Annotated in this window: 23 protein-coding genes; 11 read left to right on the top strand and 12 right to left on the bottom strand. The window is 71.0% G+C overall.

Annotated elements, in window-relative coordinates; genetic code table 11:
• Positions 1-31 precede the first annotated feature (31 nt).
• Genes QTI20_RS09290 through QTI20_RS09270 form a run of 5 tightly spaced genes read right to left on the bottom strand, consistent with a single transcriptional unit; the run spans position 32 to position 5,000 of the window.
• Positions 32-757, bottom strand: a complete 726-nt coding sequence (locus QTI20_RS09290) for an MtnX-like HAD-IB family phosphatase (RefSeq protein WP_286548294.1) — start codon at positions 755-757, stop codon at positions 32-34.
• Complete coding sequence (locus tag QTI20_RS09285; protein WP_286548296.1) at positions 750-1,676, bottom strand: HlyD family secretion protein; 927 nt, start codon at positions 1,674-1,676, stop codon at positions 750-752. The genes QTI20_RS09290 and QTI20_RS09285 overlap by 8 nt, the downstream gene beginning before the upstream one ends.
• Entirely contained in the window at positions 1,673-2,425 is a 753-nt protein-coding gene (locus tag QTI20_RS09280) for an ABC transporter ATP-binding protein (RefSeq protein WP_286548297.1), read from the bottom strand. The genes QTI20_RS09285 and QTI20_RS09280 overlap by 4 nt, the downstream gene beginning before the upstream one ends.
• On the bottom strand, positions 2,422-3,555 hold the full coding sequence (locus QTI20_RS09275; protein ID WP_286548298.1) for an ABC transporter permease: 1,134 nt from the start codon (positions 3,553-3,555) through the stop codon (positions 2,422-2,424). Before QTI20_RS09275 ends, QTI20_RS09280 begins: the two co-directional genes overlap by 4 nt.
• On the bottom strand, positions 3,552-5,000 hold the full coding sequence (locus QTI20_RS09270) for an efflux transporter outer membrane subunit (RefSeq protein WP_286548300.1): 1,449 nt from the start codon (positions 4,998-5,000) through the stop codon (positions 3,552-3,554). Before QTI20_RS09270 ends, QTI20_RS09275 begins: the two co-directional genes overlap by 4 nt.
• A gap of 218 nt (positions 5,001-5,218) precedes the next feature.
• Here QTI20_RS09270 and QTI20_RS09265 point away from each other — a divergent pair, with 218 nt between their 5' ends.
• The 3 genes from QTI20_RS09265 to QTI20_RS09255 are packed head-to-tail and all read left to right on the top strand — an operon-like array spanning position 5,219 to position 7,633.
• A complete protein-coding gene (locus tag QTI20_RS09265; protein WP_286550951.1) occupies positions 5,219-5,944 on the top strand; it encodes a response regulator in 726 nt (241 codons plus the stop codon).
• On the top strand, positions 5,929-7,110 hold the full coding sequence (locus QTI20_RS09260; RefSeq protein WP_286548301.1) for a sensor histidine kinase: 1,182 nt from the start codon (positions 5,929-5,931) through the stop codon (positions 7,108-7,110). Before QTI20_RS09265 ends, QTI20_RS09260 begins: the two co-directional genes overlap by 16 nt.
• 37 nt (positions 7,111-7,147) lie before the next feature.
• Positions 7,148-7,633 (top strand): energy transducer TonB, encoded by a 486-nt coding sequence (locus QTI20_RS09255; RefSeq protein WP_286548303.1) that lies wholly within the window; start codon positions 7,148-7,150, stop codon positions 7,631-7,633.
• Between the two features lie 12 nt (positions 7,634-7,645).
• On the opposite strand, the gene trmB is transcribed toward QTI20_RS09255, so the two are convergent.
• The 4 genes from trmB to QTI20_RS09235 form a co-directional block, all read right to left on the bottom strand.
• On the bottom strand, positions 7,646-8,410 hold the full coding sequence (gene trmB / locus QTI20_RS09250) for a tRNA (guanosine(46)-N7)-methyltransferase TrmB (protein ID WP_286548305.1): 765 nt from the start codon (positions 8,408-8,410) through the stop codon (positions 7,646-7,648).
• A complete protein-coding gene (gene gluQRS / locus QTI20_RS09245; protein ID WP_286548306.1) occupies positions 8,407-9,303 on the bottom strand; it encodes a tRNA glutamyl-Q(34) synthetase GluQRS in 897 nt (298 codons plus the stop codon). The genes trmB and gluQRS overlap by 4 nt, the downstream gene beginning before the upstream one ends.
• Positions 9,304-9,321: 18 nt before the next feature.
• On the bottom strand, positions 9,322-10,392 hold the full coding sequence (locus QTI20_RS09240; RefSeq protein WP_286548308.1) for an NAD(P)/FAD-dependent oxidoreductase: 1,071 nt from the start codon (positions 10,390-10,392) through the stop codon (positions 9,322-9,324).
• Between the two features lie 80 nt (positions 10,393-10,472).
• Entirely contained in the window at positions 10,473-11,426 is a 954-nt protein-coding gene (locus QTI20_RS09235; protein WP_286548309.1) for a LysR family transcriptional regulator, read from the bottom strand.
• A 144-nt stretch (positions 11,427-11,570) separates the two neighbouring features.
• Between QTI20_RS09235 and QTI20_RS09230 the strand changes: the two genes are divergently transcribed.
• From QTI20_RS09230 to QTI20_RS09215, 4 genes are all read left to right on the top strand, one after another.
• A complete protein-coding gene (locus QTI20_RS09230) occupies positions 11,571-12,272 on the top strand; it encodes a pirin family protein (RefSeq protein ID WP_286548311.1) in 702 nt (233 codons plus the stop codon).
• Positions 12,273-12,345: 73 nt separating this feature from the next.
• A complete protein-coding gene (locus tag QTI20_RS09225) occupies positions 12,346-12,783 on the top strand; it encodes a DoxX family protein (RefSeq protein ID WP_286548313.1) in 438 nt (145 codons plus the stop codon).
• A gap of 31 nt (positions 12,784-12,814) precedes the next feature.
• A complete protein-coding gene (locus QTI20_RS09220) occupies positions 12,815-13,369 on the top strand; it encodes a flavodoxin family protein (protein ID WP_286548314.1) in 555 nt (184 codons plus the stop codon).
• A 13-nt stretch (positions 13,370-13,382) separates the two neighbouring features.
• Positions 13,383-14,300, top strand: a complete 918-nt coding sequence (locus QTI20_RS09215; RefSeq protein WP_286548315.1) for a pirin family protein — start codon at positions 13,383-13,385, stop codon at positions 14,298-14,300.
• Here QTI20_RS09215 and QTI20_RS09210 read toward each other — a convergent pair whose 3' ends face one another.
• Complete coding sequence (locus QTI20_RS09210) at positions 14,301-15,086, bottom strand: sulfurtransferase (protein WP_286548316.1); 786 nt, start codon at positions 15,084-15,086, stop codon at positions 14,301-14,303.
• Positions 15,087-15,231: 145 nt separating this feature from the next.
• Between QTI20_RS09210 and QTI20_RS09205 the strand changes: the two genes are divergently transcribed.
• From QTI20_RS09205 to QTI20_RS09190, 4 genes are all read left to right on the top strand, one after another.
• Positions 15,232-16,287: an Ldh family oxidoreductase gene (locus QTI20_RS09205; RefSeq protein ID WP_286550953.1), complete on the top strand. Its 1,056-nt coding sequence runs from the start codon at positions 15,232-15,234 to the stop codon at positions 16,285-16,287.
• A 57-nt stretch (positions 16,288-16,344) separates the two neighbouring features.
• A complete protein-coding gene (gene dnaE, locus QTI20_RS09200; RefSeq protein ID WP_286548317.1) occupies positions 16,345-19,863 on the top strand; it encodes a DNA polymerase III subunit alpha in 3,519 nt (1,172 codons plus the stop codon).
• Between the two features lie 129 nt (positions 19,864-19,992).
• The gene (locus tag QTI20_RS09195; RefSeq protein ID WP_286548318.1) at positions 19,993-20,853 is read left to right on the top strand and encodes a cupin-like domain-containing protein; all 861 of its coding nucleotides are present in this window, start codon (positions 19,993-19,995) and stop codon (positions 20,851-20,853) included.
• 209 nt (positions 20,854-21,062) lie between these two features.
• Positions 21,063-21,224, top strand: coding sequence for a hypothetical protein (locus QTI20_RS09190; protein WP_286548320.1), 162 nt, complete (start codon positions 21,063-21,065; stop codon positions 21,222-21,224).
• 19 nt (positions 21,225-21,243) lie between these two features.
• On the opposite strand, the gene QTI20_RS09185 is transcribed toward QTI20_RS09190, so the two are convergent.
• Positions 21,244-21,957, bottom strand: coding sequence for a YebC/PmpR family DNA-binding transcriptional regulator (locus tag QTI20_RS09185; protein ID WP_183023531.1), 714 nt, complete (start codon positions 21,955-21,957; stop codon positions 21,244-21,246).
• A gap of 73 nt (positions 21,958-22,030) precedes the next feature.
• A complete protein-coding gene (locus QTI20_RS09180) occupies positions 22,031-22,846 on the bottom strand; it encodes a sulfite exporter TauE/SafE family protein (protein WP_286548321.1) in 816 nt (271 codons plus the stop codon).
• Positions 22,847-22,871: the final 25 nt, after the last annotated feature.

Raw genomic sequence — 22,871 nt, 5'->3', positions numbered from 1 at the left:
GCGAGGCCGGCCCGGCGCCGCGCGCCTGCCGCTATGCCGTCATGCGGGCCGGCGCCGTGATGTCTTCCATCAGCGCGAGCGCCTCGCCGAAGTGCTCGTAGGGCGCATGGGCGATGTGCTGTTCCTGGCAGTAGGTGATCAGGCGGGCCTTGGCCAGCACGAAGTCGGCCTTGCCGGAGACGCAGAAGTCGGAGCTGCCGTCGCCCACGAACAGCACCTTGCCGTGCACCGGGCGCTGCTCGGCCAGGCGCTCGCACTTGCAGTTGCCGCTGGCGCGCACGCAGGCCGCGCTGGCATGGGGCGACTGCAGCTGCCAGCTGCGCTCGCCGGTCTGCACCAGGTGGTTGGCCATCACCGGCAGCGTGCCCAGGCCATGGTGGCCGAGGATGCGGCGGATCGCGTAGTCGATGCCGTCGCTGACCACCTGCACCGGCATGCCGCGGCGCTGGGCCGCTTCGACGAAGGCGGCGAAATGCGGGTCGATGGGCAAGGCGTCGAGGTGGGCGTCGAGTTCGGCGGCGCTCATGTCGAGCAGCGCGACCTGGCCCTTCATGCATTCGCGCGAGCCGATCTCGCCGGCTTCCCAGGCGGCTTCCAGCGCTTCCCAGCCGGGGCGGCCGAAGCGCTGCAGCAGCGTGTCGGTGACGTCGTCGACGGCGATGGTGCCGTCGAAGTCGCATTGCACCGTCCAGCCCGGGGACGGGGCGTTGCGATGCAGGGTCGTGGCCGATGGCCGGATCTTGATGACCTTATTCATGAAAACTCACCCTCACGTTCTGACCCAGGCGCAGCACAGGCACCGGCGGGTCGAATTCCAGAAAACACTCCACCACCCGCACGTTGCGTGCGGTCGCGTCGTCGTCGAGCCGGCTGGTGCCGTAGGCCTGGCTGACGCGCAGCACGCGCGCGGGGTAGGCGGCCTGCGCGGCGGCACCCTGCGTGTCGCCGTCGAGGCGCACGCTGGCGCGCATGCCGGGCTTGACGTTGGCGACATAGGCTTCGTTGAGTTCGGCGCGCACGGTCAGCGGGCGGTGCGGCAGCAGCACCAGCACCGGGCGCGTGGATTGCGAGGCCACGCGCGAGCCGGTCTGCACCTGGAGCCGGAGCACGCGGGCGTCGATCGGCGAGGTCAGGGTCTGGCGCTGGACCGCGCGTTCGGCCTGCGCGAGCTTCTGCCGCGCCACCGCGGCCTCGGCCTCGAGCACGGCGACCGCGGATTCGATGTCGTGGCGGGCCTGCAGCGCCTCGTCGGCGCGCTGCGGATCGAGCGCGCCGGCCTTGGCGGCCTCGCCGGTGCGCAGCGCCAGCTGGCGGGCCGCGGGCAGGCGGGCCGACTGGGCGCGCTGGCGCGCCTGGACCAGCTTCAGCTCGGCTTCGGCCATGCCCACGTCGAGCCGGGCCTGGTCGGAGGCCAGCTTCAGCAGCACCTGGCCGCGCTTGACCTCGTCGCCTTCGCGCACGCCCACGCTCTCGACCACGCCATCCTGCTGCGGCAGCAGATCGAGCAGGCCGCCCTGGACCTCGACCTTGCCGCGCGCCATGGCCACGTCGCGCGGGCCCGGGGCCGGCGCGGCGGCGGCCACGCTGGTGCTGCCATGGTCCGAGCAGCCGGCGATGGCCAGGGCCAGCGCCAGCATCGAGGCCGGCAGGGCGTATCGGGACAGGGAGGACTTCATGCGGAGACTGCCGTGGGCACGGCGGAAAGAGGGGTGCCGGCGGACTGCCAGTCGTTGCGGATCAGGCCGTCTTCCATGGTCAGCACGCGGTCGGCGTGCCGCACCAGGCGCGGGTCATGGCTCACGCACAGCACGGTGGTGCCGTGGTTGCGGGCGATGCGGTGCAGGATGTCGATGATCTTCTGGCCGTTCTCGGCGTCGAGGGCGCTGGTGGGCTCGTCGGCGAACAGCAGCTGCGGTTCCTTGGCCAGCGCACGTGCGATGGCGACGCGCTGCTTCTCGCCGCCCGACATCTGCGCGGGGTAGGCGCCGGCCCGGTGCGCCATGCCGACCTCGTCGAGCGCCTGCAGCGCGAGCGCGGCCGAACGGCGCTTGTCCAGGCCCAGGTAGCCCAGCGGCAGCTGCACCTGTTCGTGGGCGGTGAGCGCCGCGAACAGGTTGAAGCCCTGGAACACGAAGCCGGTGTGCTGCAGGCGGAAATGCTCGAGCTGGCGCTTGGTCATGGTGCCCAGGTCTTCGCCCAGCGCCCAGGCCTGGCCGGCGTCGGGCGACTGCAGGCCGCTGAGCAGCGACAGCAGCGTGCTCTTGCCGCAGCCCGAAGGTCCGGAGATCAGCGTCAGCTCGCCGCCGTAGATGTCGATCGACAGGGCCTGCAGCACGTGCACGCGCACCATGCCCGAGAGAAAGGACTTGCTCACCTGGCGGGCTTCCAGGCTGGGGCTGGCGTGGGGGCGGGCGGGGCTTTTCATCGCAGCAGCATGGCCGGTTCGGCGCGTTGCAGGCCGCGCACGGCGAACAGCCCGGAAATCACGGCCAGGCCCATCACCAGCACCGCGCAGCCGATGGCGACGGTCCAGGTCATGCTCACCGGCACGTCGTAGCGCGAAGCCACCCACAGCAGCAGCGCGCTGGCCGCGGCACCCATCAGCAGGCCGATGCCGCCGATCCAGCAGGCCTGCTCCAGCACCACCTTGCTGAGCGCGCGCAGACTCGCGCCCAGCGCGTTGAGCATCGCGTACTCGCGCGCCGACGACGCCACCACCGCCATCAGCGCCTGGCTGGTCAGCACGGCGCCCACCAGGCAGACGATGGCGGCCATGAACAGCACGGCGATGCCGGCGCCGGTGTCGAAGATCCAGTAGAGCCGCGAGCGCTTGGCGAAGGTCTCGGCGGTCCAGACGGTCAGCGGGCCGAAGCCGGGCGGCACGGCCGCCAGCCGCGCCTGCGCCGCGACGGCCAGTGAGGGATTGCGCAGCCGGGCCACGAAGTAGGGCGTGCCGCCGGCCGAATCGGTGGGCTGCAGCCGGCGCGCCGTGTCCTGCGACGCCAGCACGTTGACGCCGCCCAGCGCACGCAGCCCCGTCAGGGCCGCCACCACCTGCACCCGGTGGCCGTTGATCCAGGCATGGCCGCCGACCGTGGTGCCCAGCTGGTCGAGGTCGGAACGGTCGACGATCACCGCGTTCGGTTCGCGCAACTGGGCGCGCCGCGACAGCGGCAGCAGGTGCGAGAACATCATGGCGTTCTCCTGCGTGCGGATCCCCGAGACGAAGACCGGCACGCCGCCGGTGCGCGTGGTGCCGTGCCAGTCGCCCTCGACCCACAGGTAGGGCTCGACCTCGACCACGTCCGGGTCCATGCGCAGGTACATCTCCATGTCCGGCCCGATGTCGCGCCCGAAGTTGACGCTCTGCGTGCCGGGGTAGCCGGCCCAGAGGTCGGCCGAGGAAGCCGTGACGTAGATCGAGGCGCTGCCGAAGATGCCTAGCACCAGCGCGGCCTGCACCGCCAGCAGCACGCCGGAGAAACCGACGGCGAAGACGGCGGGCGCGAAGCGCCGCCATTCGTAGACCATGGTCTTGCGCGCCAGCGCGATCATCGGCTGCGCTCCTGCCACGGCATGGCGCTGACCAGGGGCGTGGTCTCCTCGTCGACCGGCAGCGGGGCGCCGCCCAGCGACTTGTACAGCGCGATGAAGGCCAGGGTCTGGCTGCTGTCGGCGCTGGCCTGCTCCAGCGCGACCTGCAGCGCCGCGCGCTCGGTGGCGATGCGGTCCAGCTCGCTGCCCAGGCGCAGCCGGACCAGCGTGGCCTGGGACTGCATGCTGCGCTCCAGCGCCTGCTGGGCTTCCCGCAGCCGGTCGCTGTTCTCGCGCGCCTGCTGCAGGGCCCCCAGGGCCGATTCGGTATCGGCCACGCCTTCGAGCACGGTCTGGCGGTAGTTCAGCAGCGAGGCATCGAGCGCGGCCTGCTGCGCGTCGGCGGCGGCGCGCCGGCGGCCCCAGTCGAACAGCGGGATGTCGATGGCGGGACCGATCGCGGGCACGTCGTCGACGGTGCTGCGCGGCCGGTGCTGTGTGAGGTTGTACGCGTACAGGAAGGAGGCGCCCAGCGTGACGCGCGGGTAGAGCGCGGCGGTGGCGCTGCCCAGGGCGGCGGCCGTCTTCAGGACTTCGGCTTCGGCGCGGCGCACGTCGGGGCGGTAGCGCAGCAGGTCGGCCGGCACCTGCTGCAGCGCGAAGGCCGGCAGGGGGGCGCGCGGCGCGGCGGCGGGTTGGGCGGTCCAGGCGCTGTCGGGTTCGGCCTGGCCGAGTAGCACGGCCAGGCTCTGGGCCGCGCGGTCGGCCGCCTGCCGGGGCTGGGTCTGCTGGGCGCGGGCCTGGGCCAGCCGGGCCATGGCCTGGTGCTGGTCGTCGGGCGCGCCGAGCTGCTGGCGGCGGCGCAGGTCGATCAGTTCCAGCGTGCGCCGGTCCAGCGCGACGACCCGGTCGAGCAGCGCCTGCTGGGTGCGCGCGGCCTGCAGGTCGGTGTAGCGGCGCACCACTTCGGCCACCGTGCTGACCCGCGCGTCCATGCTGTTGGCCGTCGCCGTGTCGATGCCGGCCTGGCCGGCCTTCTCGGCCGATTCGCGCCCGCCGAACAGACCCAGCTCCCAGACGGCGTCCAGGCTGGCCTGGAAATAGGTGTCGGTGGCGGAGATGTCCTGCACCGAGCGCGAGCTCGCCGACAGGGCGGGCTTGAACTGCGCATTGCCCTGTCCGGCCAGCAGCCGGGCCTCGCGCAGCCGGGCGCGGGCCTGGGCCACGCCGAGGTTCTGCGCCAGGGCCCGGTCGACCAGCGCGTCGAGTTGCGGGTCGCCCAGCGCCTTCCACCAGTTGTGCAGGTCGGGCGCGAGCGCCCGGTCGGCCGCCGGCGGGGCCTGGCGCCAGGCCGCCGGAACGCTGTCGGGCAGCGGCGGCACCGCCACGGCGCCGCACCCGGCCAGGCCGCAGAGCAGCAGGGCCTGGCAGACACGGAGCGGGGCGGCGGGAAATGGACGGGGCAAAACGGCGGGGCGTGAGGAAGGCACCCGGGATTGGACCGCGCCCACTTTGCGTGGCTTTGCAGTTTGTGTGGAGAAAGCGTGGAGACGAGGCCGGGAAAGGGGCGTTCCGGGGCCCTGCGCGCGCGGAGGCGGCGGAAGGGATAATCGCGGCTTCCTGAGCCTCAACGCGTTTGCGCCCCCGCTTCCCCGTGACCGACCCCCGACCCGCCGCGCCCCCCATCCCCCCCCGCACGGCCTCCGACCCCGGCCCGCTGGCGCTGGTCGTCGAGGACGAGTCGGGCATCGCCGACATTCTGGTGGCCTACCTGCAGCGCGACGGCATGCGCACCCAGCGCGCGGTCGACGGCCCCTCGGCGCTGCGCCTGTTCGGGCAGTTGCGGCCCGACATCGTGCTGCTCGACATCCACCTGCCCGGCATGGACGGCGTGGACGTGCTCAAGGCCATCCGCAGCGACAGCGACACCCCGGTGATCATGGTGACCGCGCTGGCCGACGACGTCGACAAGCTGCTGAGCCTGCGCATGGGCGCCGACGACTACGTGGTCAAGCCCTTCAGCCCGGCCGAGGTGGTGGCGCGGGTGCGCGCCGTGCTGCGCCGCACCGGGGCCCGTCCGGCCGAGGTGCGCGCGGCGCCGATCCGCGTCGGGCGCCTGGTGGTGGACATGGAGGCCCACGGCGCCTCGACCGTCGACGACGACGGCACGCTGCACCCGCTGCCGCTGACCCTCACCGAATTCCGGCTGCTGGCCTGCCTGGCCAGCCAGCCGCGCCGCTGCTTCTCGCGCAGCCACCTGATCGAGACCTGCCTGCCCGAGAGCGACGCGCTCGACCGGGTGATCGACTCGCACCTGAGCAAGCTGCGGCGCAAGCTGCAGGACGCGGGCCAGGAGGGGCTCATCGAGACGGTGCGCAGCATCGGCTACCGCCTATGGCCCGGCCCCTAGACCGCATCTGGATCCGCTTCGGTCTCTGGATCGCCGCCACGGTGCTGGTCACCATCGCGATCCTGGGGGCGAGCGTCATGCTGTTCTCCGAACTGCAGTACCGGGGCTTCTACGGCAGCCTGCCGGAGAACGTGCAGCAGGAGCTCGACGTGCTGCAGGACCGCGCGCTGGAGGACAGCCCGCGCGCCATGCAGATCTACGGCCAGTACTGGCGCGGCGACCTGCTGTTCGGCGAGAAATGGTCGCTGCTGATCGGCCTGCTGGTGTGCCTGCCCTTCGGCCTGGCCGCGGGCTTCTGGGTGTCGCGCTTCGTCACCTTGCCGCTGGCCTCGATGGCCGAGGCCGCGCAGCGGGTGGCGCTGGGCGATTTCTCGGTGCGCGCCGAGCCCGGCCGGGAACGCGGCGAGATGGCCGACATGGTCAACGACTTCAACCACATGACCGATGCGCTGGAGCAGCTCGAGCGCGAGCGCAAGGCCACGGCGGCGGCGGTCTCGCACGAGTTGCGCACCCCGCTGGCCGTGCTGCGCGCGCGCCTGCATGCGGTGTGCGACGGCGTGATCCCGGCCGACGGCGCGGAATTCCGCACCCTGCTGGACCAGGTCGAGCACCTGGGGCGGCTGGTGGACGACCTGCACATGCTGTCGATGGCGGATGCCGGCGGCCTGTCGCTGCAGACCGCGCGGGTGGACCTGGCGGTGCTGGTCCAGGACACCGTGGCCGGCTACGCCAGCCGGCTGGCCGAGCACGGCATCGCGCCGGAGCTGGACATCGGCCAGGGCCATGTCTGGGTCCATGCCGATCCGGACCGGATGCGCCAGGTGATCTCCAACCTGACCGAGAACGTGCTGCGCTATGCGCGCGACGGCGCCTGGCTGGGCATCCGGCTGCGCGCGGACACCGGCGCGGGCATGGCGGTGCTGAGCATCAGCGATGCCGGCGCCGGGCTGCCCGAGGACGTGTGCCAGAACCTGTTCCAGCGCTTCCAGCGCTCGGACAACTCGCGCTCGCGCGCCACCGGCGGCTCGGGCCTGGGCCTGTCGATCGTGCACATGCTGGTGCAGCGCCAGGGCGGCGAGATCTCCGCCGACAGCTCGCCGCGGGGCGGCACGCGCTTCACGATCCGCATGCCCCTGCTGGCGGCCGAGCGGCGCGGCCCGGCCTGAAGCGGCAGCCGCGCCGCCCGCCTTCCGATAATGGGGAATGCCATCCCCCTCACGCCCGACGCCGATCCTCTCGGCACTCCTGCTCTCCATCGTGCTGGCCGGCTGCACGATGCCCCGCAAGCCCCCGACCGACGACGAGATGCTCGCGCCGTCCTCGGGGCCGGTCGGGCATCCGCCGACGATCGCCGTCGAGCAGGCCGCACCGCCGATGGTCAGCGTCGCCCCCGCGCCGCCGCCGGCCCCGGCGGCCGTCGTGCTGCCCGTGCCGCTGCGCCGGCCGGCGCCGGTCTTTCCGGCGGCGCTGACCGAGCGCGGCATCGATGGCACCGTGGTGGCGAGCTTCTTCATCGACACGCGGGGCGTGCCCGAGACCGTGCGCATCCTGCGCAGCCCGCATCCTTTGCTCGACGCGGCGGTGGTGGAAGCGGTGCGCCAGTGGCGCTACGAGCCGGCGCGCGACGCCCAGGGGCGCGCCGTGCGCCACCTGGTGCAGGTGCCGTTCCGCTTCCGCCTCGAGGACTGAAGCGGCCGCGCCTCAGGCGCGCCGGAACACCAGGTCCCAGACGCCGTGGCCCAGCTTGAGGCCGCGGTTCTCGAACTTGGTCAGCGGGCGGTAGTGCGGCTTCTCGGCATAGGCCTCGGCCGTGTTGCGCAGCAGCGGCTCCTGCGACAGCACCTCGAGCATCTGCTCGGCGTAGGGCTGCCAGTCGGTGGCGCAATGGATGTAGCCGCCGGGCTGCAGGTGCTGCGCCAGCTTGGTCACGAACTCGGCCTGGATCAGGCGGCGCTTGTTGTGCCGCTTCTTGTGCCAGGGGTCGGGGAAGAAGATGTGGACGCCGGCCAGCGTGCCGGGCTGCAGCATGTGGTCGAGCACGTCGACCGCGTCGTGCGCGCAGATCCGGATGTTCGGGATCGACTGTTCGCCGATGCGCTTGAGCAGCGCGCCCACGCCGGGTTCGTGCACCTCGCAGCAGAGGAAGTTGGTCTCGGGCAGCACGGTCGCGATGTGGGCCGTGGCCTCGCCCATGCCGAAACCGATCTCGAGCACGGTCGGGGCGGCGCGGCCGCCGAAGGCCGCCGTCAGGTCCAGCGCTTCGGGCGTGTAGGGCAGCAGGAACAGCGGCCCCAGTTCGGCGAAGGCCCGCGCCTGGCCGTCGGTGGTGCGGCCCGCGCGCTTCACGAAGCTCTTGAGGCGCCGGTGCAGCGGATGCGGTAGGGACGCGTCGGGGGCGCCGTCGTCGGTGGCGGGCGCGTCTTCGCTGGGCGGGAGGTCGTGGGGCACGGTGTCGGGGAAGTTCATGAGGGCCGCGAATTGTAGAGAGCGCGCCATTCGGGCACCCAGCCGGCCAGCGCGGCCGCGCAATTCAGGGCCGGGGTGGCCGACAGGCCCAGCACGCGCGCGGCCCGGTCGAGCGCGGCCAGGGCGGCCTGCGGCGTGCCGGTGTCGAGCGCGGTGGCGCCGTTCTGCTTCGACAGCTTGTCGCCGTCGGCGCCGCGCACCAGCGGCGTGTGCAGGTAGCTCGGCGTGGGGAAGCCGAGGGCGCGCTGCAGCAGGATCTGGCGCGCCGTGTTGTCGGCCAGGTCCTCGCCGCGCACCACGTCGGTCACGCCCTGCTCGGCATCGTCCACCACCACCGCCAGCTGGTAGGCCCAGGGGCCGTCGGCGCGGCGCAGCACGAAGTCGCCGACCTCGCCGGCCACGTCCTGCCGCTGCGGGCCCAGCCGGCGGTCGGTCCAGCGCAGCTCTGCATCGACCTTGAAAGTGGCGAAGCGCCAGGCGCGCGCGGGCTTGCCGTGCAGGCCGTCGCGGCAGGTGCCGGGGTAGACGCGCTCGCCGTGCCGCTCGGGCGCCTGGCCGCGCTGCGCCAGCGCCTCGCCGATGTCCTTGCGCGAGCAGCCGCAGGGATAGGCCAGGCCCTGCGCCCGCAGCGCGGCCAGCGCGGCTTCGTAGCGCGCGCTTCGCTGGGTCTGCCAGACCGGCGCCTCGTCGGGCCGCAGGCCGCAGGCCGCCAGCTGCTGCAGGATGTGCGTGCCCATGCCGGGCAGGCAGCGTTCGGTGTCGGCGTCCTCGATGCGCACCAGCCACCGGGCCTGCGGGCCGCGGGCGCGCACGTCGAGCCAGCTGGCCAGCGCGGCGACCAGCGAGCCCGCATGCAGCGGGCCGGTCGGGGAGGGTGCGAAGCGGCCGCGCATGCGGTCGGCGGGCGGGCCTTAGATCACCGCCAGGGCCAGCGACAGGCCCGAGAGGAAGGCGTCCTCGACCCGGTGGCCCATGCACCAGTCGCCGGCCAGGCCGATGCGGGCCTTGGCGTCCCACAGGTGCGGCTTGCCCAGCGGGGCCTGGGTCTGGGCCTCGGGCCAGCAGCGGGCGCGCGCATAGCTGGGCGTGGCGTGGATGCCGGTGATCTCCGAGAAGGCGCGCAGCAGCTTGGCCTCGACGCGCGAGGCGTCGTCGCGCAGGTGTTCCTGCGACCAGGTCGGGCTGGCCTGCAGCGTCCAGCGTTCGACCGGCTCGCGGCCGGGCTTGGACGATTCGCGCGCCAGCCAGGCCACGCGGTGGTGGGTGCTGCGCGCCGCATTCCATTGCGGGCCCAGGTGCGGCAGCGTGGGCTGGCTGGCCTGGGGGAAGGCGATCATCAGGGTCCAGCAGGGCGAGGCCTGCACCTTGGCGATGTTGCGCTCCAGCGTGGGCGCGATCTTGCTGCGGCCCAGCAGCAGCCGCGCACGCGCGGGCGGCACGGCCAGCAGCACGGCATCGAAGCCGGAATGGACGGGGGCCGCGTCGCCCTCGGTGCGCAGCTGCCAGCGGCTGCGGTCGAGCGCGTCGGGCTCGATCTGCAGGACCTGGGCGCCGGTCACCAGGCGCTTGCCCAGCGGCTCGGCCCAGTGCGCCACCAGCGCGTCCATGCCGGGCTGCGCCACGTAGTGCGGGTCGCGCGCGGGCAGGGCGGCCTCGGCCACGCGGCCGTGGGGGTCGAGCACGCGCACGAGGTTGGCGCTCCAGGGGCGGCAGATCTTGGTGGCGGTCTGCAGGGCCAGCGCGAAACGCTCGTCGCGCACGGTGAAGTACTGGGCGCCGCTGTCGAAGCGGCCGAAGGCGGTGGATTCGCTGGCCATGCGGCCGCCGGCGCTGGCCTCGGCTTCGAACACGGTGACCTCGTGGCCGGCCTGCAGCAGCGTGCGGGCGCAGGCCACGCCGGCCATGCCGGCGCCGACGATGGCGAAGTGACGGGGGCCGGTGGCGGTGCTTCGGTGACGGTCGGCGGGCAGGGTGGTGGTCATGGCAGGTCTCTTTCTGGAAGGCGTTCGATGACGGGACGATGACGGTTGGGCAGCTGACTCTACATCGGCTTGCGGGGCGTTCAGCGGCCGCGATGCCGCTCGAGCAGGGCGCGTCGCGTGCCCTCGTGCTCGAACTGCGCGAGCCACCACTCGAGCGCGCGTCCGGGCTGCGCATTGCTGCGCACGCGCCAGGCCAGGTGCATCTGCCCCACGGGCTGGACGCGCTCGGTGCGCAGCTCGACCAGGTGGCCGGCCTCGATGTAGGGCCGTGCCATGGGCTCGGGCAGGAAGCCGCCGCCCAGGCCGTGCAGCTGGGCCGACAGCTTGGCCTGCATGGTGGGCACGGTCAGCACGTCCTGCCCGCCGATCAGGTTGACCGTCATGCGCGGGCCGGCGCGCGAGGAGTCGGCCGCGGCCACCGCGCGGTGGCCGCGCAGCGCGGCATCGCTGAGCGGCTGCGGCAGCGCGGCCAGCGGATGGTGCGGCGCGACCGCATAGACGAAGCGCAGCTCGCCCAGCAGCCGGGTGCGGATCGAGGGCGCGGTGAAGCCCAGGGCGGCCGCATCCAGCACCGAGCCCACGGCCAGGTCGGCCTCGCCGCTGGCCAGCGCCTCGATGGTGCCCAGCAGGGTCTCGTCGCGCAGCTTGAGCCGGGTCGGCGGCTGGAGCGCGTAGAAGGCGCCGACCAGGTCGAGCATCGGGTCGCGCGCGATCACGCTGTCCATGGCGATGGTCAGCAGCGGCTCCCAGCCGGTCGCCACGCGCTTGACGCGGTTGGCCACGGCTTCGAGGTCGCCCAGCAGCCGGGGCGCCTCGCGCATCAGCTCGGCGCCGGCTTCGGTGAGGCGGGCCTGGCGCGCGCTGCGGTCGAACAGCAGCACGTCGAGAGCGTCCTCGATCTGGCGCACCCGGTAGCTCAGCGCGCTGGGCACCAGGTCGAGCACCCGGGCCGCGCCCGCGAAGCTGCCGGCGCTGACCACCGTCTGCAGCATGGCCAGGGCTTCCGGGGTCAGCACGTCGCGGGCGTTGGGCATGGTCTGAAGGTCATTCAAAAAAATTGAATGGTGCCATCAAAAGCGGGCCACTGCAGGGTCGATGTGGCGTCCTAAAGTTACATGCATCCGCTGCGCACACGGCGCGGCTCTTCGAAAGAGGCCCCAGGGCCCAGGAGTTCAACGATGTTGACGATTCGCAAATCCCAGGAGCGTGGCTACGCCGACCACGGCTGGCTCAAGTCCTTCCACAGCTTCTCCTTCGCCGGCTACCACGACCCGGCCCACATGGGCTTCGGCAACCTGCGCGTGATTAACGAAGACCGCGTCGCGGCCGGCGCCGGCTTCGGCACCCATGGCCACAAGGACATGGAAATCATCAGCTACGTGCTGTCGGGCGAACTGGCGCACAAGGACAGCATGGGCAACATCGAGAGCATTCCGCCGGGCGACGTCCAGCGCATGAGCGCGGGCCGCGGCGTGATGCACAGCGAGTTCAACCACAAGAAGGACGAGACCACGCACTTCCTGCAGATCTGGCTGCTGCCCAACGAGCGCGGCATCGCGCCGGGCTACGAGCAGAAGCAGTTCGACGCGGCCGACAAGCGTGGCCGGCTGCGCCTGGTGGCCTCGCCCGACGGCAGCGACGGCTCGGTCACGGTGCATGCCGATGCGCGGCTCTATGCCGGTCTGCTGGATGGCGACGAGAAGGCGGCACTGACGCTGGACCCGGCGCGCAAGAGCTATGTGCACCTGGTGCGCGGCGAACTCGAGGTCAACGGCCGCAAGCTGGTGACCGGCGACGCCGCGATGCTCGAAGGCGAGGCGCAGCTGGCGCTGGCCGGCGGCAAGGATGCCGAAGTGCTGGTGTTCGATCTCGCCGCCTGATTCCCCCGGGGCCGCTCCGGTGCGGCCCTTTTTTTCGTCTGTCCCTTCCTATTTCAAAACCGAGGAGTCCTTCATGTCCACCATCACCACCACCCGCCCGACGGGCGTCTCCACCACCGGCAGCCAGGACGTCGCTGCGCTCGTCGGCCGCATCCTGCTGGCCGCGCTGTTCGTGCCCGCCGGCTTCGGCAAGCTCATGGGCTTCGCCGGCACGGTGGGCTACATCGCTTCGGTCGGCCTGCCGGTGCCGCAGGTCGCGGCCGTGGTCGCGATCCTGGTCGAACTGGGCCTGGGCCTGGCGCTGCTGGTCGGCTTCAAGACGCGCTGGGCCGCCATCGGCATCGCGCTGTTCACGCTGGTCGCGACCTTCGCCTTCCACAACTACTGGGCCATGCCGGCCGACAAGGCCTTCGTGAACCAGCTGATGTTCTTCAAGAACATCGCCGTGGTCGGCGGCCTGCTGGTCGTCTGGGCCTTCGGTCCGGGCCGGCTGAGCATCGACAAGCGCTAAGCTGCGTTTTATTTTTCGAGAGGATCGCCCCATGCCCCGCATCGCCGTCGTTTTCCATTCCGGTTATGGCCACACCCAGCGCGTGGCGCAGGCGGTGGCGGACGGGGCGGGCGCCGAACTGATCGCCATCGATGCCGACGGCAACCTGGCCGCCGGCGGCTGGGAAGCCCTGGCCGAGGCCGACACCATCGTCTTCGGCTCGCCGACCTACATGGGCGGCGTGAGCTGGCAGTTCAAGAAGTTCGCCGATGCTTCGTCCAAGGTCTGGTACGCCGAAGGCTGGAAGGACAAGTTCTTCGCCGGCTTCACCAACAGCGCGACCATGAACGGCGACAAGGTCGCGACCATGGGCTACCTCTGGACCCTGGCCATGCAGCACGGCGGCCTGTGGATCAGCATGGGCATCCATCCCGCCAACGACAAGGCCGCGCGCCGCGATGCGCTCAACTACGTGGGCGGCTACGGCGGCCTGTTGACGGTCTCGCCCTCCGACGCGAGCCCGGCCGAGATGTCCAGGGGCGACCTCGACACCGCGCGCGCCTTCGGCGAACGCGTGGCCCAGGTGACCGCTGCACGCACACGATGAAGGAAAGAAAAGAATGACCGCACCCACGCTGCTTCGCCCCCACGACAAGGACCTCGGTGGCGGCTTCAAGGTCCGCCGCCTGCTGCCGGCCGCGCAGCGCCGGTCGGTCGGTCCCTTCGTCTTCTTCGATCATTTCGGGCCGGCCACCGAAACCCCCGACACCCAGCACGACGTGCGCCCGCATCCGCACATCGGGCTGGCCACCGTCACCTATCTTTTCGAGGGCGCGATGATGCATCGCGACAGCCTCGGCAGCGTGCAGGAGATCCTGCCCGGCGCCATCAACTGGATGACCGCGGGGCGCGGCATCGTGCATTCGGAGCGCAAGCCCGAGCGCCTGCGTGGGGATGACTACGTGAACCACGGCCTGCAGCTGTGGGCCGCGCTGCCGCAGGCCTTCGAGGAGGTCGAGCCCAGCTTCACGCACACCGCGGCCGACGCGATTCCCGAAGCCGACGAACAGGGTGCGCGCTTGCGCGTGCTGATCGGCGAGGCCTTCGGACTGCGCTCGCCCGTCAAGACCTTCGCGCCCACGCTCTACCTCGACATCGCGCTGCCCGCGGGGACTTCCTTCGCGCTGCCCGCGCTGGCGCCCGAGCTGGCGGTGTATCCGGTCGACGCCGATGTGCGCATCGACGGCGTGGCGGTCGAGGCCCACACCATGGCCTCGCTGCCGGCCGGGCAGGGCGCGACCTTGAGCGCCGACACCGCGGTGCGCCTGATGGTGGTCGGCGGCGAGCCGCTCGACGGCCCGCGCTACATCACCTGGAATTTCGTCTCGAGCCGGCGCGAGCGCATCCTGCAGGCCGGTGACGACTGGGCCGCCCAGCGCATGGGCCAGGTGCCGGGCGAGACCGAGTTCATCCCGCTGCCGGGGCATCCGTTCCAGGTGCAGAGTCCGGCGCCGGACACGGGCACCACGCCGGCCTGATCAGCCCTTGAGCGCCAGGTCCGGGTCTTCCGCGGCCCGCGCGCTGGCCGCGTTGCCGGTCGCGCTGAGGTCGGGCGCCAGCGTGCGGCGGCCGTCGAAGACGAAGCAGTCGCCGCGGTAGTGCGCGCCGCCGATGGTCTCGAAGTACTTGAGGATGCCGCCCTCGAGCTGCAGCACGTTCTCCACGCCCTGTTCGCGCATCAGGATCGCGGCCTTCTCGCAGCGGATGCCGCCGGTACAGAAGCTCACCACCGTCTTGCCCGCGAGCTCGTCGCGGTGGTCCAGCAGCGCCTGCGGGAATTCGGTGAACTTCTCGATCCGCCAGTCGATCGCGCCCTCGAAGGTGCCGTGGTCGACCTCGAAGGCGTTGCGCGTGTCGAGCAGCACCACGGGCTGCCCGGCGTCGTCGTGCCCCTGGTCGAGCCAGCGCTTGAGCGTCTCGGCCTCGACGCCCGGCGCGCGGCCCGCGGCCGGCTGGATCGCGGGATGGTCCATGCGGATGATCTCGCGCTTGACCTTCACCAGCATGCGGCGGAAGGGCTGCGTGTGGGACCAGCTTTCCTTGGTCTCGAGCGTCGCGAAGCGCGGGTCGGCGCGCAGTTCGGCGACGAAGCCCCGCACTTCCTCCGGCGCACCGGCCAGGAACAGGTTGATGCCCTCGGGCGCCAGCAGGATGGTGCCCATCAGCTGGCGGGCCTGCGCGCTGGCCAGCAGCACGGGTTTCAGGGCGAGGGGGTCTTCAATGGCGCTGAAGAGATAGGCGGCGATGTTGAGGATGGGAAGCACGGGCGGAATTGTAGAAGCGCCGGCCGCCCGGCCGCCCGGCCGCGGCACCGCTTCTTGACCTGGCGCAAGCCGGGGCGTCTTCGAACGGCCTAGCATGGGCCTTTGCCCGTCCGGCGCCACCTTTTTGGAAGACCACCGCATGAGCATCCGCCTCGCCATTCCCGCCGCCCTGCGTTTCGTCGAGAGCCTGCTGCGCAAGCAGGGCGTGCCCGAGGACATCGCACAGGCCGTGGCGCTGCACCTGGTCGAGTCCGACCGCGTGGGCTACGCCAGCCACGGCATCTCGATCCTGCCGGGCTACGCCAAGGCGCTGGCCGACGGCGGACTCGACGGCAGCGCGCGGCCCGAGCTGCTCCACGACAGCGGCAGCCTGCAGGCCTGGCACGGCCACCACGGCTTCGGCCAGTTCGTGGGCCGGGAGGTCATGGCCTCGGCCGTCGAGGCCGCGCGCCGGCACGGCCACTGCATCGTGACGCTGCGCGACAGCCACCACCTGGGCCGCATGGGCCACTACGGCGAGCAGGTGGCGGCCGCGGGCATGGTGCTGATGGCCTTCACCAACGTGACCCAAAGGCCGCCGATGGTCGCGCCCTTCGGCGGCGCCGAGGCGCGCATGACGACCAACCCGCTGTGCTTCGCGAGCCCCTTGCCCGACGGCCGGCCGCCGCTGATCGTCGACATGGCGACCAGCACCATCGCGCTCAACAAGGCGCGCGTGCTGGCCGACGAAGGCGAGCCGGCGCCGCCCGGCGCACTGATCGACGGGCAGGGCCGGCCCACCACCGACCCGGCCGTGATGTTCGCCGACCCGCCCGGCGCGCTGCTGCCCTTCGGCGGCCACAAGGGCTATGCGCTGGGCGTGGTGGCCGAACTGCTGGCCGGCGTGCTGTCGGGCGGTGGCACGATCCAGCCCGCGCACCCGCGCGGCGGCCTGGCGACCAACAACCTGTTCGCGCTGGTGTTCGACCCGGCGCGCGCGGGCGCGGCGGCCTGGCAGGCGCAGGAGACCGGCGCCTTCATCGACTACCTGCTGTCCTGCCCGCCGCAGCCGGGCCGGGGCGCGGAGGAGGGCGTGCAGTACCCGGGCGAGTACGAGGCGCGCCACCGCGCGCGCCATGCCACGCACATCGAACTGGGCGAGGCCGGCTGGAAGGCGCTGGCCGACCTGGCGGCGCGGCTGGGCGTCGACGGCACGCCCTAGCACAATGCGACCCCGCCCGCTCCCGGCGCGGGCGGCCCGGCTTCCTACAATGGCGCGATGTTTGTCCATCTGCGCCTGCACACCGAATTCTCCGTCGTCGACGGCACCAACCGCATCGACGAAGTCGTGGCCGCCGCCAAGGCCGACCGCCAGCCCGCGCTGGCCATCACCGACCTGAACAACCTGTTCGGCGGTGTCAAGTTCTACAAGGAAGGGCGCGGCGCCGGCATCAAGCCGGTGCTGGGCGCCGAAGTCTTCATCGAGGGCCTGGGCGCCGAGCCCGGCGCGCTGACCCGGATCATCCTGCTGGTGCAGAACACCGAGGGCTACCTCCACCTGTCCGAGCTGCTGGCCCGCGCCTGGACGCAGAACGTCGGCCGCGGGCAGTCGCAGGCCGCCTGCAAGCTGGCCTGGCTGGAGGAACTCAACGGCGGATTGATCGCGCTGTCGGGCGCGCAGGCCGGGCCGCTTGGCGCGTCGCTGCTGCAGGGCCAGGCCGAACGCGCGGCCGAGCTCGCGCTGCAGCTGGCCGGCCTGTTCCCGCACCGCTTCTACATCGAGCTCCAGCGCGCCGGCCGGCTCGAGGACGAGCCGCATGTGATCGCCGCGGTGCAACTGGCCGCGCGGCTCAAGCTGCCGGTGGTCGCCACGCACCCGGTGCAGTTCGGCACCGCCGAGGACTACGAGGCGCACGAGGCGCGCGTCTGCATCTCCGAGGGCGAGATCCTGGGCAACCCGCGCCGCGTGCGCAAGTTCACCCGCGACCAGTACTTCAAGTCGGCCGCCGAGATGGAGGCGCTGTTCGCCGACGTGCCCAGCGCGATCGCCAACACGGTCGAGATCGCCAAGCGCTGCAACCTCACGCTGGTGCTGGGCAAGCCGCAGCTGCCCGACTTCCCGACGCCCTTCGTCTCCGAAGGCGTGCGCATGCCGATCGACGATTTCTTCCGCCAGGAGTCCTTCGACGGCCTGGAGGTCCGGCTCAAGCACCTCTATCCCGATGCGGCCAAGCGCGATGCCGAGCGGCCGCGCTACGTCGAGCGGCTGGAGTTCGAGATCAACACGATCCTGAAGATGGGCTTCCCCGGCTACTTCCTGATCGTGGGCGACTTCATCCAGTGGGCCAAGGCCAACGGCTGCCCGGTGGGGCCGGGCCGGGGCTCGGGCGCCGGCTCGCTGGTGGCCTATGCGCTCAAGATCACCGACCTCGACCCGCTCGAGTACGCGCTGCTGTTCGAACGTTTCCTGAACCCCGAACGCGTCTCGATGCCCGACTTCGACATCGACTTCTGCCAGGGCAACCGCGACCGGGTGATCGACTACGTGAAGGACAAGTACGGCCGCAACGCCGTGAGCCAGATCGCCACCTTCGGCACCATGGCCGCGCGCGCCGCGATCCGCGACGTGGGCCGGGTGCTCGACATGAGCTACATGTTCTGCGACGGCGTGAGCAAGCTGATCCCGAACAAGCCCGGCATGTCGGTCACGCTGCAGTACCCGCCCGAGAAGAAGATCGAGGGCGACAAGAACAACTACGCCATCGAGATGGAGCCCCAGCTCAAGGAGCGCATCGAGAAGGAAGAGGAAGTCCGGATGCTGGTCGAGCTCGCGCAGAAGCTTGAGGGCATGACCCGCAACATCGGCATGCACGCCGGCGGCGTGCTGATCGCGCCCGGCAAGCTCACCGACTTCTGCCCGCTCTACCAGCAGCCGGGCAGCGAATCGGCCGTGAGCCAGTACGACAAGGACGACGTGGAGGCCGTGGGCCTGGTCAAGTTCGACTTCTTGGGCCTGGCCACGCTGACCATCCTGGAGATCGCGCGCGAGTTCATCGTCAAGCGCCACAAGGGCCGCGAGAACTTCAACTACGAGGACATCAAGCTCGACGACGCCGCCACCTACCGGCTGTTCTCCGACGGCAAGACCGAGGCGGTGTTCCAGTTCGAATCGCGCGGCATGCAGGGCATGTTGAAGGACGCGCGGCCGACCCGGCTGGAAGACCTGATCGCGCTCAATGCGCTGTACCGCCCGGGCCCGATGGACCTGATCCCCAGCTTCGTGGCGCGCAAGCACGGCCGTGAGACGGTGGAGTACCCGCACCCGGCCGTGGCCCAGATGCTCTCCGAGACCTACGGGATCATGGTCTACCAGGAGCAGGTGATGCAGACCGCGCAGATCCTGGGCGGCTACTCGCTCGGCGGCGCCGACCTGCTGCGCCGCGCGATGGGCAAGAAGAAGCTCGAGGAGATGGCCGAGCACCGCGAGAAATTCCGCGCGGGCGCGCTCGCCACCCACGGCATCCCGCAGGACAAGGCCGACGAGATCTTCGACTTGATGGAGAAGTTCGCGGGCTACGGCTTCAACAAGTCGCACGCGGCCGCCTACTCGCTGCTGGCCTATCACACGGGCTGGCTCAAGGTCCACTACACGGCGGAGTTCTACTGCGCCAACATGACCGTGGAAATGGACGACACGGACAAGCTCAAGCTGCTGTTCGAGGACGCCACCAAGAACTTCGGCATGACCTTCGAGCCGCCGGACGTGAACCGCGGCAACTACCGCTTCGAGCCCGTGACCGACAAGGTGATCCGCTACGGCCTGGGCGCGGTCAAGGGCACCGGCCAGCTGGCGGTCGAGGCCGTGGTGCGGGCGCGGGAGGAGGGCGGGCCGTTCAAGAGCCTCTACGACTTCTGCGTGCGCATCGACCGCCAGCGCATCAACAAGCGCACGGTCGAGGCGCTGATCAAGGCCGGTGCCTTCGACGCGATCCAGCAGAACCGCGCGTCGCTGCTGGCCTCGCTCGACCGGGCCTTCGAATTCGCCGCGGCCACGGCCGCCAACGCCTCGCAGGTCGACATCTTCGGCGACTGCGAGCACGGCTCGGCCTCGCAGGAGCCCGAACTGGTCGACGCCACGCCCTGGGGCGTGAAGGAGCGGCTGACCTACGAGAAGACCGCCGTCGGCTTCTACCTCTCGGGCCACCTGTTCGACGAGGTGGCGCACGAGGTGCGGCGCTTCTGCAAGCGCCAGATCGACGACCTGCTCGACGGCCGCGAGCCGCAGGTGATCGCCGGCATCGTGAGCGACATGCGGGTGATCAACGGCCAGCGTGGCCGGCTCGCGATCTTCAAGCTCGACGACAAGTCGGGCGCGATCGACGCCACCGCCGACGAGGCGGTGATGAACGCCAACCGCAACACGTTGAAAGACGACGAACTGGTCATCGTCAGCGGGCGCCTGCAGCCCGGGCGCAACGGCTTCGAGGCCCGCTTCCAGGTGCAGCAGGTCTGGGACCTGGCGAGCGCGCGCTGCCGCTTCGGCCGCTACCTGCGCGTGGCGGTCAACGGCAAGGCGCCGGACATCGCGCAGCTGGTCAAGGATTTCCCGCCGCGCATCGAGATGAGCGAGGTGGGCGAGCTGCGCCAGGGCCTGCCGGTGCGGCTCACGATGGCGCGCGGCGGCGCCAAGGTCGAGCTCGAACTGGGCGAGCGCGCCAAGTTCTTCCCCAACGACGCCGCGCTCGCGAGCTGGACCGCGCAGGCCGAGGCCGGGAAGGCCGTGATCGTCTACGACTGAACCGAACCGCGCGGCGCGGGCGTGCCGAAATAACTTGTTGCAGTTAGTAAAAAGGACTACATTCCAGCCCGCGCCATCCGGCGCAGCCGCGCGGCGCCATGCCCCGGCAAGCGAGAACTGGAGTGGGCGATGCAGTGTTTCGAGGACGGTGCGGTGTTCGAGCATTTCGACCGCGAGGCCTTCAAGTTCCAGCACAAGCTCATGGGCCATCCGGCGCTGAGCCTGGAGAACCTGGCGCGCGTGATCCCGGCCCTGCCGCCCAAGCGCGTCATGTACTCGATGGGCCGGCTCAAGGAGGGCGACGACTTCGAGGGCACCTTCAGCCGCAAGCCGGCCGAGCGCAGCATCGAGGAGACCATCGAGAACATCCGGGTCAGCGATTCCTACGTGATGGTCAGCGGACCGGAGATCGATCCGTCCTTCGCGTCGCTGCACCGCGAACTGATCGGCGACGTCGAGAGCCTGATGCGCCGCCACGGCGTGGGCACCGAGGCGGTCGACCCCCAGCTCTACCTGTTCATCGCCTCGCCCAACAGCGTCACACCCTTCCACATCGACCGCTATTCGACCTTCCTGATGCAGTTCCGCGGCAGCAAGGAGGTGACCGTGTTCCCGCAATGGGACGAGCGGGTCGTGACCGCGGTGCAGCGCGAGGCCTACGTGTCCTATGCCAACACGCGGCTCAGCTGGTCGAAGGAGACCGACGCGCTCGGCACCTGCTTCGCCTTCCAGCCGGGCGAGGCCATCCACATCCCCTTCGTCGCGGGCCACCATGTGCGCAACGGGCCCGACGACGTGTCGATCTCGATGTCGATCATCTTCAACACGCGCCAGTCGATGGCCTGGCGCCGCGCGCTCAACTTCAACCACGCCTCGCGCCGCGTGCTGGGCCGCTTCGGCATGGCGCCCGCGCCCATCGGCGCCCAGGCCTGGCGCGACAGCGCGAAGTCGGGCCTGTGGCAGGCGGCCAGCCGCCTCCGCGGTCGTTGAACGACCCGCGGCGCAGTGTTGTCTTTGGTGTTACGGGTACGAAGCTTTTCTTCGTAACGTGACGGGTACATCGCCCCCACGGGGCGCCGTCGAGTCATGGCAATGACTTACCTGGGGCCTACAGTGCGTTCTGTCCGCAGCAGGCCGTGGCACGCACTTTGCATTCTCTGTCTCCAAGCTGTGATTCCCAAAGCAGCAGGAGCCGAGACATGGACAGCAGATTCGAACAGTGGACCGCCATGACCGACGAGTACGCCCAACTGCTGCTGGCCATCGCCAACGGCGAAGCCGGTGCGTGGACGCGGCTTCGACAACTGTCCGAGGACATCCGCGCCCTCGACCTCCTGGAGACCGCCGAGCTCGAGGCCTGAGCCTCGCGCGGCCGGTCGTTCAGCCGGCGAGCCCGACGTACACGTTCTGCACGTCGTCGTTGGCGTCGATGGCGGCCAGGAAGACTTCGACTTCTTCCAGGTCCGCCGCGCTCAGGCTGGCCGGATCGACCGGGTTCTTGGGCTTGTAGCCCAGCTTGGCCGACAGCACGGTGAAGCCCTGGGCGGGCAGCGCGCGGCTCACCAGGTCGAGGTCGGCCGGGGCCGTGAGGAACAGCGTCGCGCCTTCCTCATGGCCGGGCTCGAAATCCTGCGCGCCGGCCTCGATGGCCGCGAGCTCGGGATCGGCACCGGCGGTGGCCGGCTCGGCCTCGATCATGCCGAGGTGGTCGAAATCCCAGGCCACCGAACCCGAGGTGCCCAGTTGGCCCTTGCGGAACAGCACCCGCATCTCGGGCGCGGTGCGGTTCACGTTGTCGGTCAGGCATTCGACCATCACCGGCACCCGGTGCGGCGCGAAGCCTTCATAGATCACATGCTCGAAATGCACCGCCTCGCCGGTCAGGCCCGCGCCCTTCTTGATCGCCCGGTCCAGGGTTTCCTTGGGCATCGAGACCTTGCGCGCCTGCTCGACCACCAGCCGCAGCCGGGCGTTGGAGGCCGGGTCGGCGCCGCTGCGCGCCGCGATCATGATGTCCTTGGCCAGTTTTCCGAACATCCGGCCCTTGGCATTGGCGGCCAGGTCCTTGTGCTTTGCTTTCCACTGTGCGCCCATGGCTTGCTCCTAGTTGGGCGGACGGTCCGGGCCGCCCGCAGGAATGAATGATTTTGCGCGCCGGATCGGTGGCTCAGCCGCCGAGACCCTTCCAGAGCATGTACGCGGCCAGCAGGTACAGCACGCTGGCGAACACCCGCTTGAGCTTCTTCACCGGCAGGCTGTGCGCGGCCCGGGCGCCCAGCGGGGCGGTGAACACGCTGCAGGCCGCGATCACGACCAGCGCCGGCAGCCAGATGTAGCCGAAGGCGCCGGCCGGCAGGCCCTGCACCGTGGTGCCGCTGAGGACATAGCCCACCACGTTGGCCACGGCGATCGGGAAGCCCAGCGCCGCACTGGTGGCGACGGCGTTGTGGATCGCGACGTTGCACCAGGTCATGAACGGGACGCTGATGAAGCCGCCGCCCGCGCCGACCAGGCCCGAGATGAAGCCGATCACGCCGCCCGCGGCGAACTGGCCGCCGGTGCCGGGCATCTGGCGCGTGGGGGCGGGCTTCTTGTCGAGGAACATCTGCGTGGCCGAGAAGCCCACGAACAGCGCGAAGAAGATCGCCAGCGCCGTGCCCTTGAGCAGCGCGAACACGCCCAGGCTGCCCACCAGGCTGCCGACCACGATGCCGGGCGACAGCCGCTTGACGATGTCCCAGCGCACCGCGCCGCGCTTGTGGTGCGCGCGCACGCTCGAGACCGAGGTGAAGACGATGGTGGCCATCGAGGTCGCGATCGCCATCTTCACCGCCAGGTCGGGCGCCACGCCGCGCTGGCCGAGGATGATGGTGATGAAGGGCACCATCACCATGCCGCCGCCGATGCCCAGCAGCCCGGCGAGGAAGCCGCTGCCGATGCCCAGCAGGGCGAGTTCCACGATCAACAGCGGTTCGAGCGGCATGGGCGGTGCGGGGCAGAAAAGACGA

It is taken from the genome of Variovorax sp. J2P1-31 (assembly GCF_030317215.1).
Lineage (GTDB): Bacteria > Pseudomonadota > Gammaproteobacteria > Burkholderiales > Burkholderiaceae_C > Variovorax.
The sequence above is the reverse complement of the archived record's forward strand: the minus strand, read 5'-3'. Positions and strand labels throughout refer to the sequence as shown.

Coding starts and splice junctions, on each gene's coding strand:
- QTI20_RS09290 (WP_286548294.1), bottom strand. CDS start 757: ATGAATAAGGTCATCAAGATCCGGCCATCGGCCACGACCCTGCATCGC.
- QTI20_RS09285 (WP_286548296.1), bottom strand. CDS start 1,676: ATGAAGTCCTCCCTGTCCCGATACGCCCTGCCGGCCTCGATGCTGGCG.
- QTI20_RS09280 (WP_286548297.1), bottom strand. CDS start 2,425: ATGAAAAGCCCCGCCCGCCCCCACGCCAGCCCCAGCCTGGAAGCCCGC.
- QTI20_RS09275 (WP_286548298.1), bottom strand. CDS start 3,555: ATGATCGCGCTGGCGCGCAAGACCATGGTCTACGAATGGCGGCGCTTC.
- QTI20_RS09260 (WP_286548301.1), top strand. CDS start 5,929: ATGGCCCGGCCCCTAGACCGCATCTGGATCCGCTTCGGTCTCTGGATC.
- QTI20_RS09255 (WP_286548303.1), top strand. CDS start 7,148: ATGCCATCCCCCTCACGCCCGACGCCGATCCTCTCGGCACTCCTGCTC.
- trmB (WP_286548305.1), bottom strand. CDS start 8,410: ATGAACTTCCCCGACACCGTGCCCCACGACCTCCCGCCCAGCGAAGAC.
- gluQRS (WP_286548306.1), bottom strand. CDS start 9,303: ATGCGCGGCCGCTTCGCACCCTCCCCGACCGGCCCGCTGCATGCGGGC.
- QTI20_RS09240 (WP_286548308.1), bottom strand. CDS start 10,392: ATGACCACCACCCTGCCCGCCGACCGTCACCGAAGCACCGCCACCGGC.
- QTI20_RS09235 (WP_286548309.1), bottom strand. CDS start 11,426: ATGCCCAACGCCCGCGACGTGCTGACCCCGGAAGCCCTGGCCATGCTG.
- QTI20_RS09230 (WP_286548311.1), top strand. CDS start 11,571: ATGTTGACGATTCGCAAATCCCAGGAGCGTGGCTACGCCGACCACGGC.
- QTI20_RS09225 (WP_286548313.1), top strand. CDS start 12,346: ATGTCCACCATCACCACCACCCGCCCGACGGGCGTCTCCACCACCGGC.
- QTI20_RS09220 (WP_286548314.1), top strand. CDS start 12,815: ATGCCCCGCATCGCCGTCGTTTTCCATTCCGGTTATGGCCACACCCAG.
- QTI20_RS09215 (WP_286548315.1), top strand. CDS start 13,383: ATGACCGCACCCACGCTGCTTCGCCCCCACGACAAGGACCTCGGTGGC.
- dnaE (WP_286548317.1), top strand. CDS start 16,345: ATGTTTGTCCATCTGCGCCTGCACACCGAATTCTCCGTCGTCGACGGC.
- QTI20_RS09195 (WP_286548318.1), top strand. CDS start 19,993: ATGCAGTGTTTCGAGGACGGTGCGGTGTTCGAGCATTTCGACCGCGAG.
- QTI20_RS09190 (WP_286548320.1), top strand. CDS start 21,063: ATGGACAGCAGATTCGAACAGTGGACCGCCATGACCGACGAGTACGCC.
- QTI20_RS09185 (WP_183023531.1), bottom strand. CDS start 21,957: ATGGGCGCACAGTGGAAAGCAAAGCACAAGGACCTGGCCGCCAATGCC.
- QTI20_RS09180 (WP_286548321.1), bottom strand. CDS start 22,846: ATGCCGCTCGAACCGCTGTTGATCGTGGAACTCGCCCTGCTGGGCATC.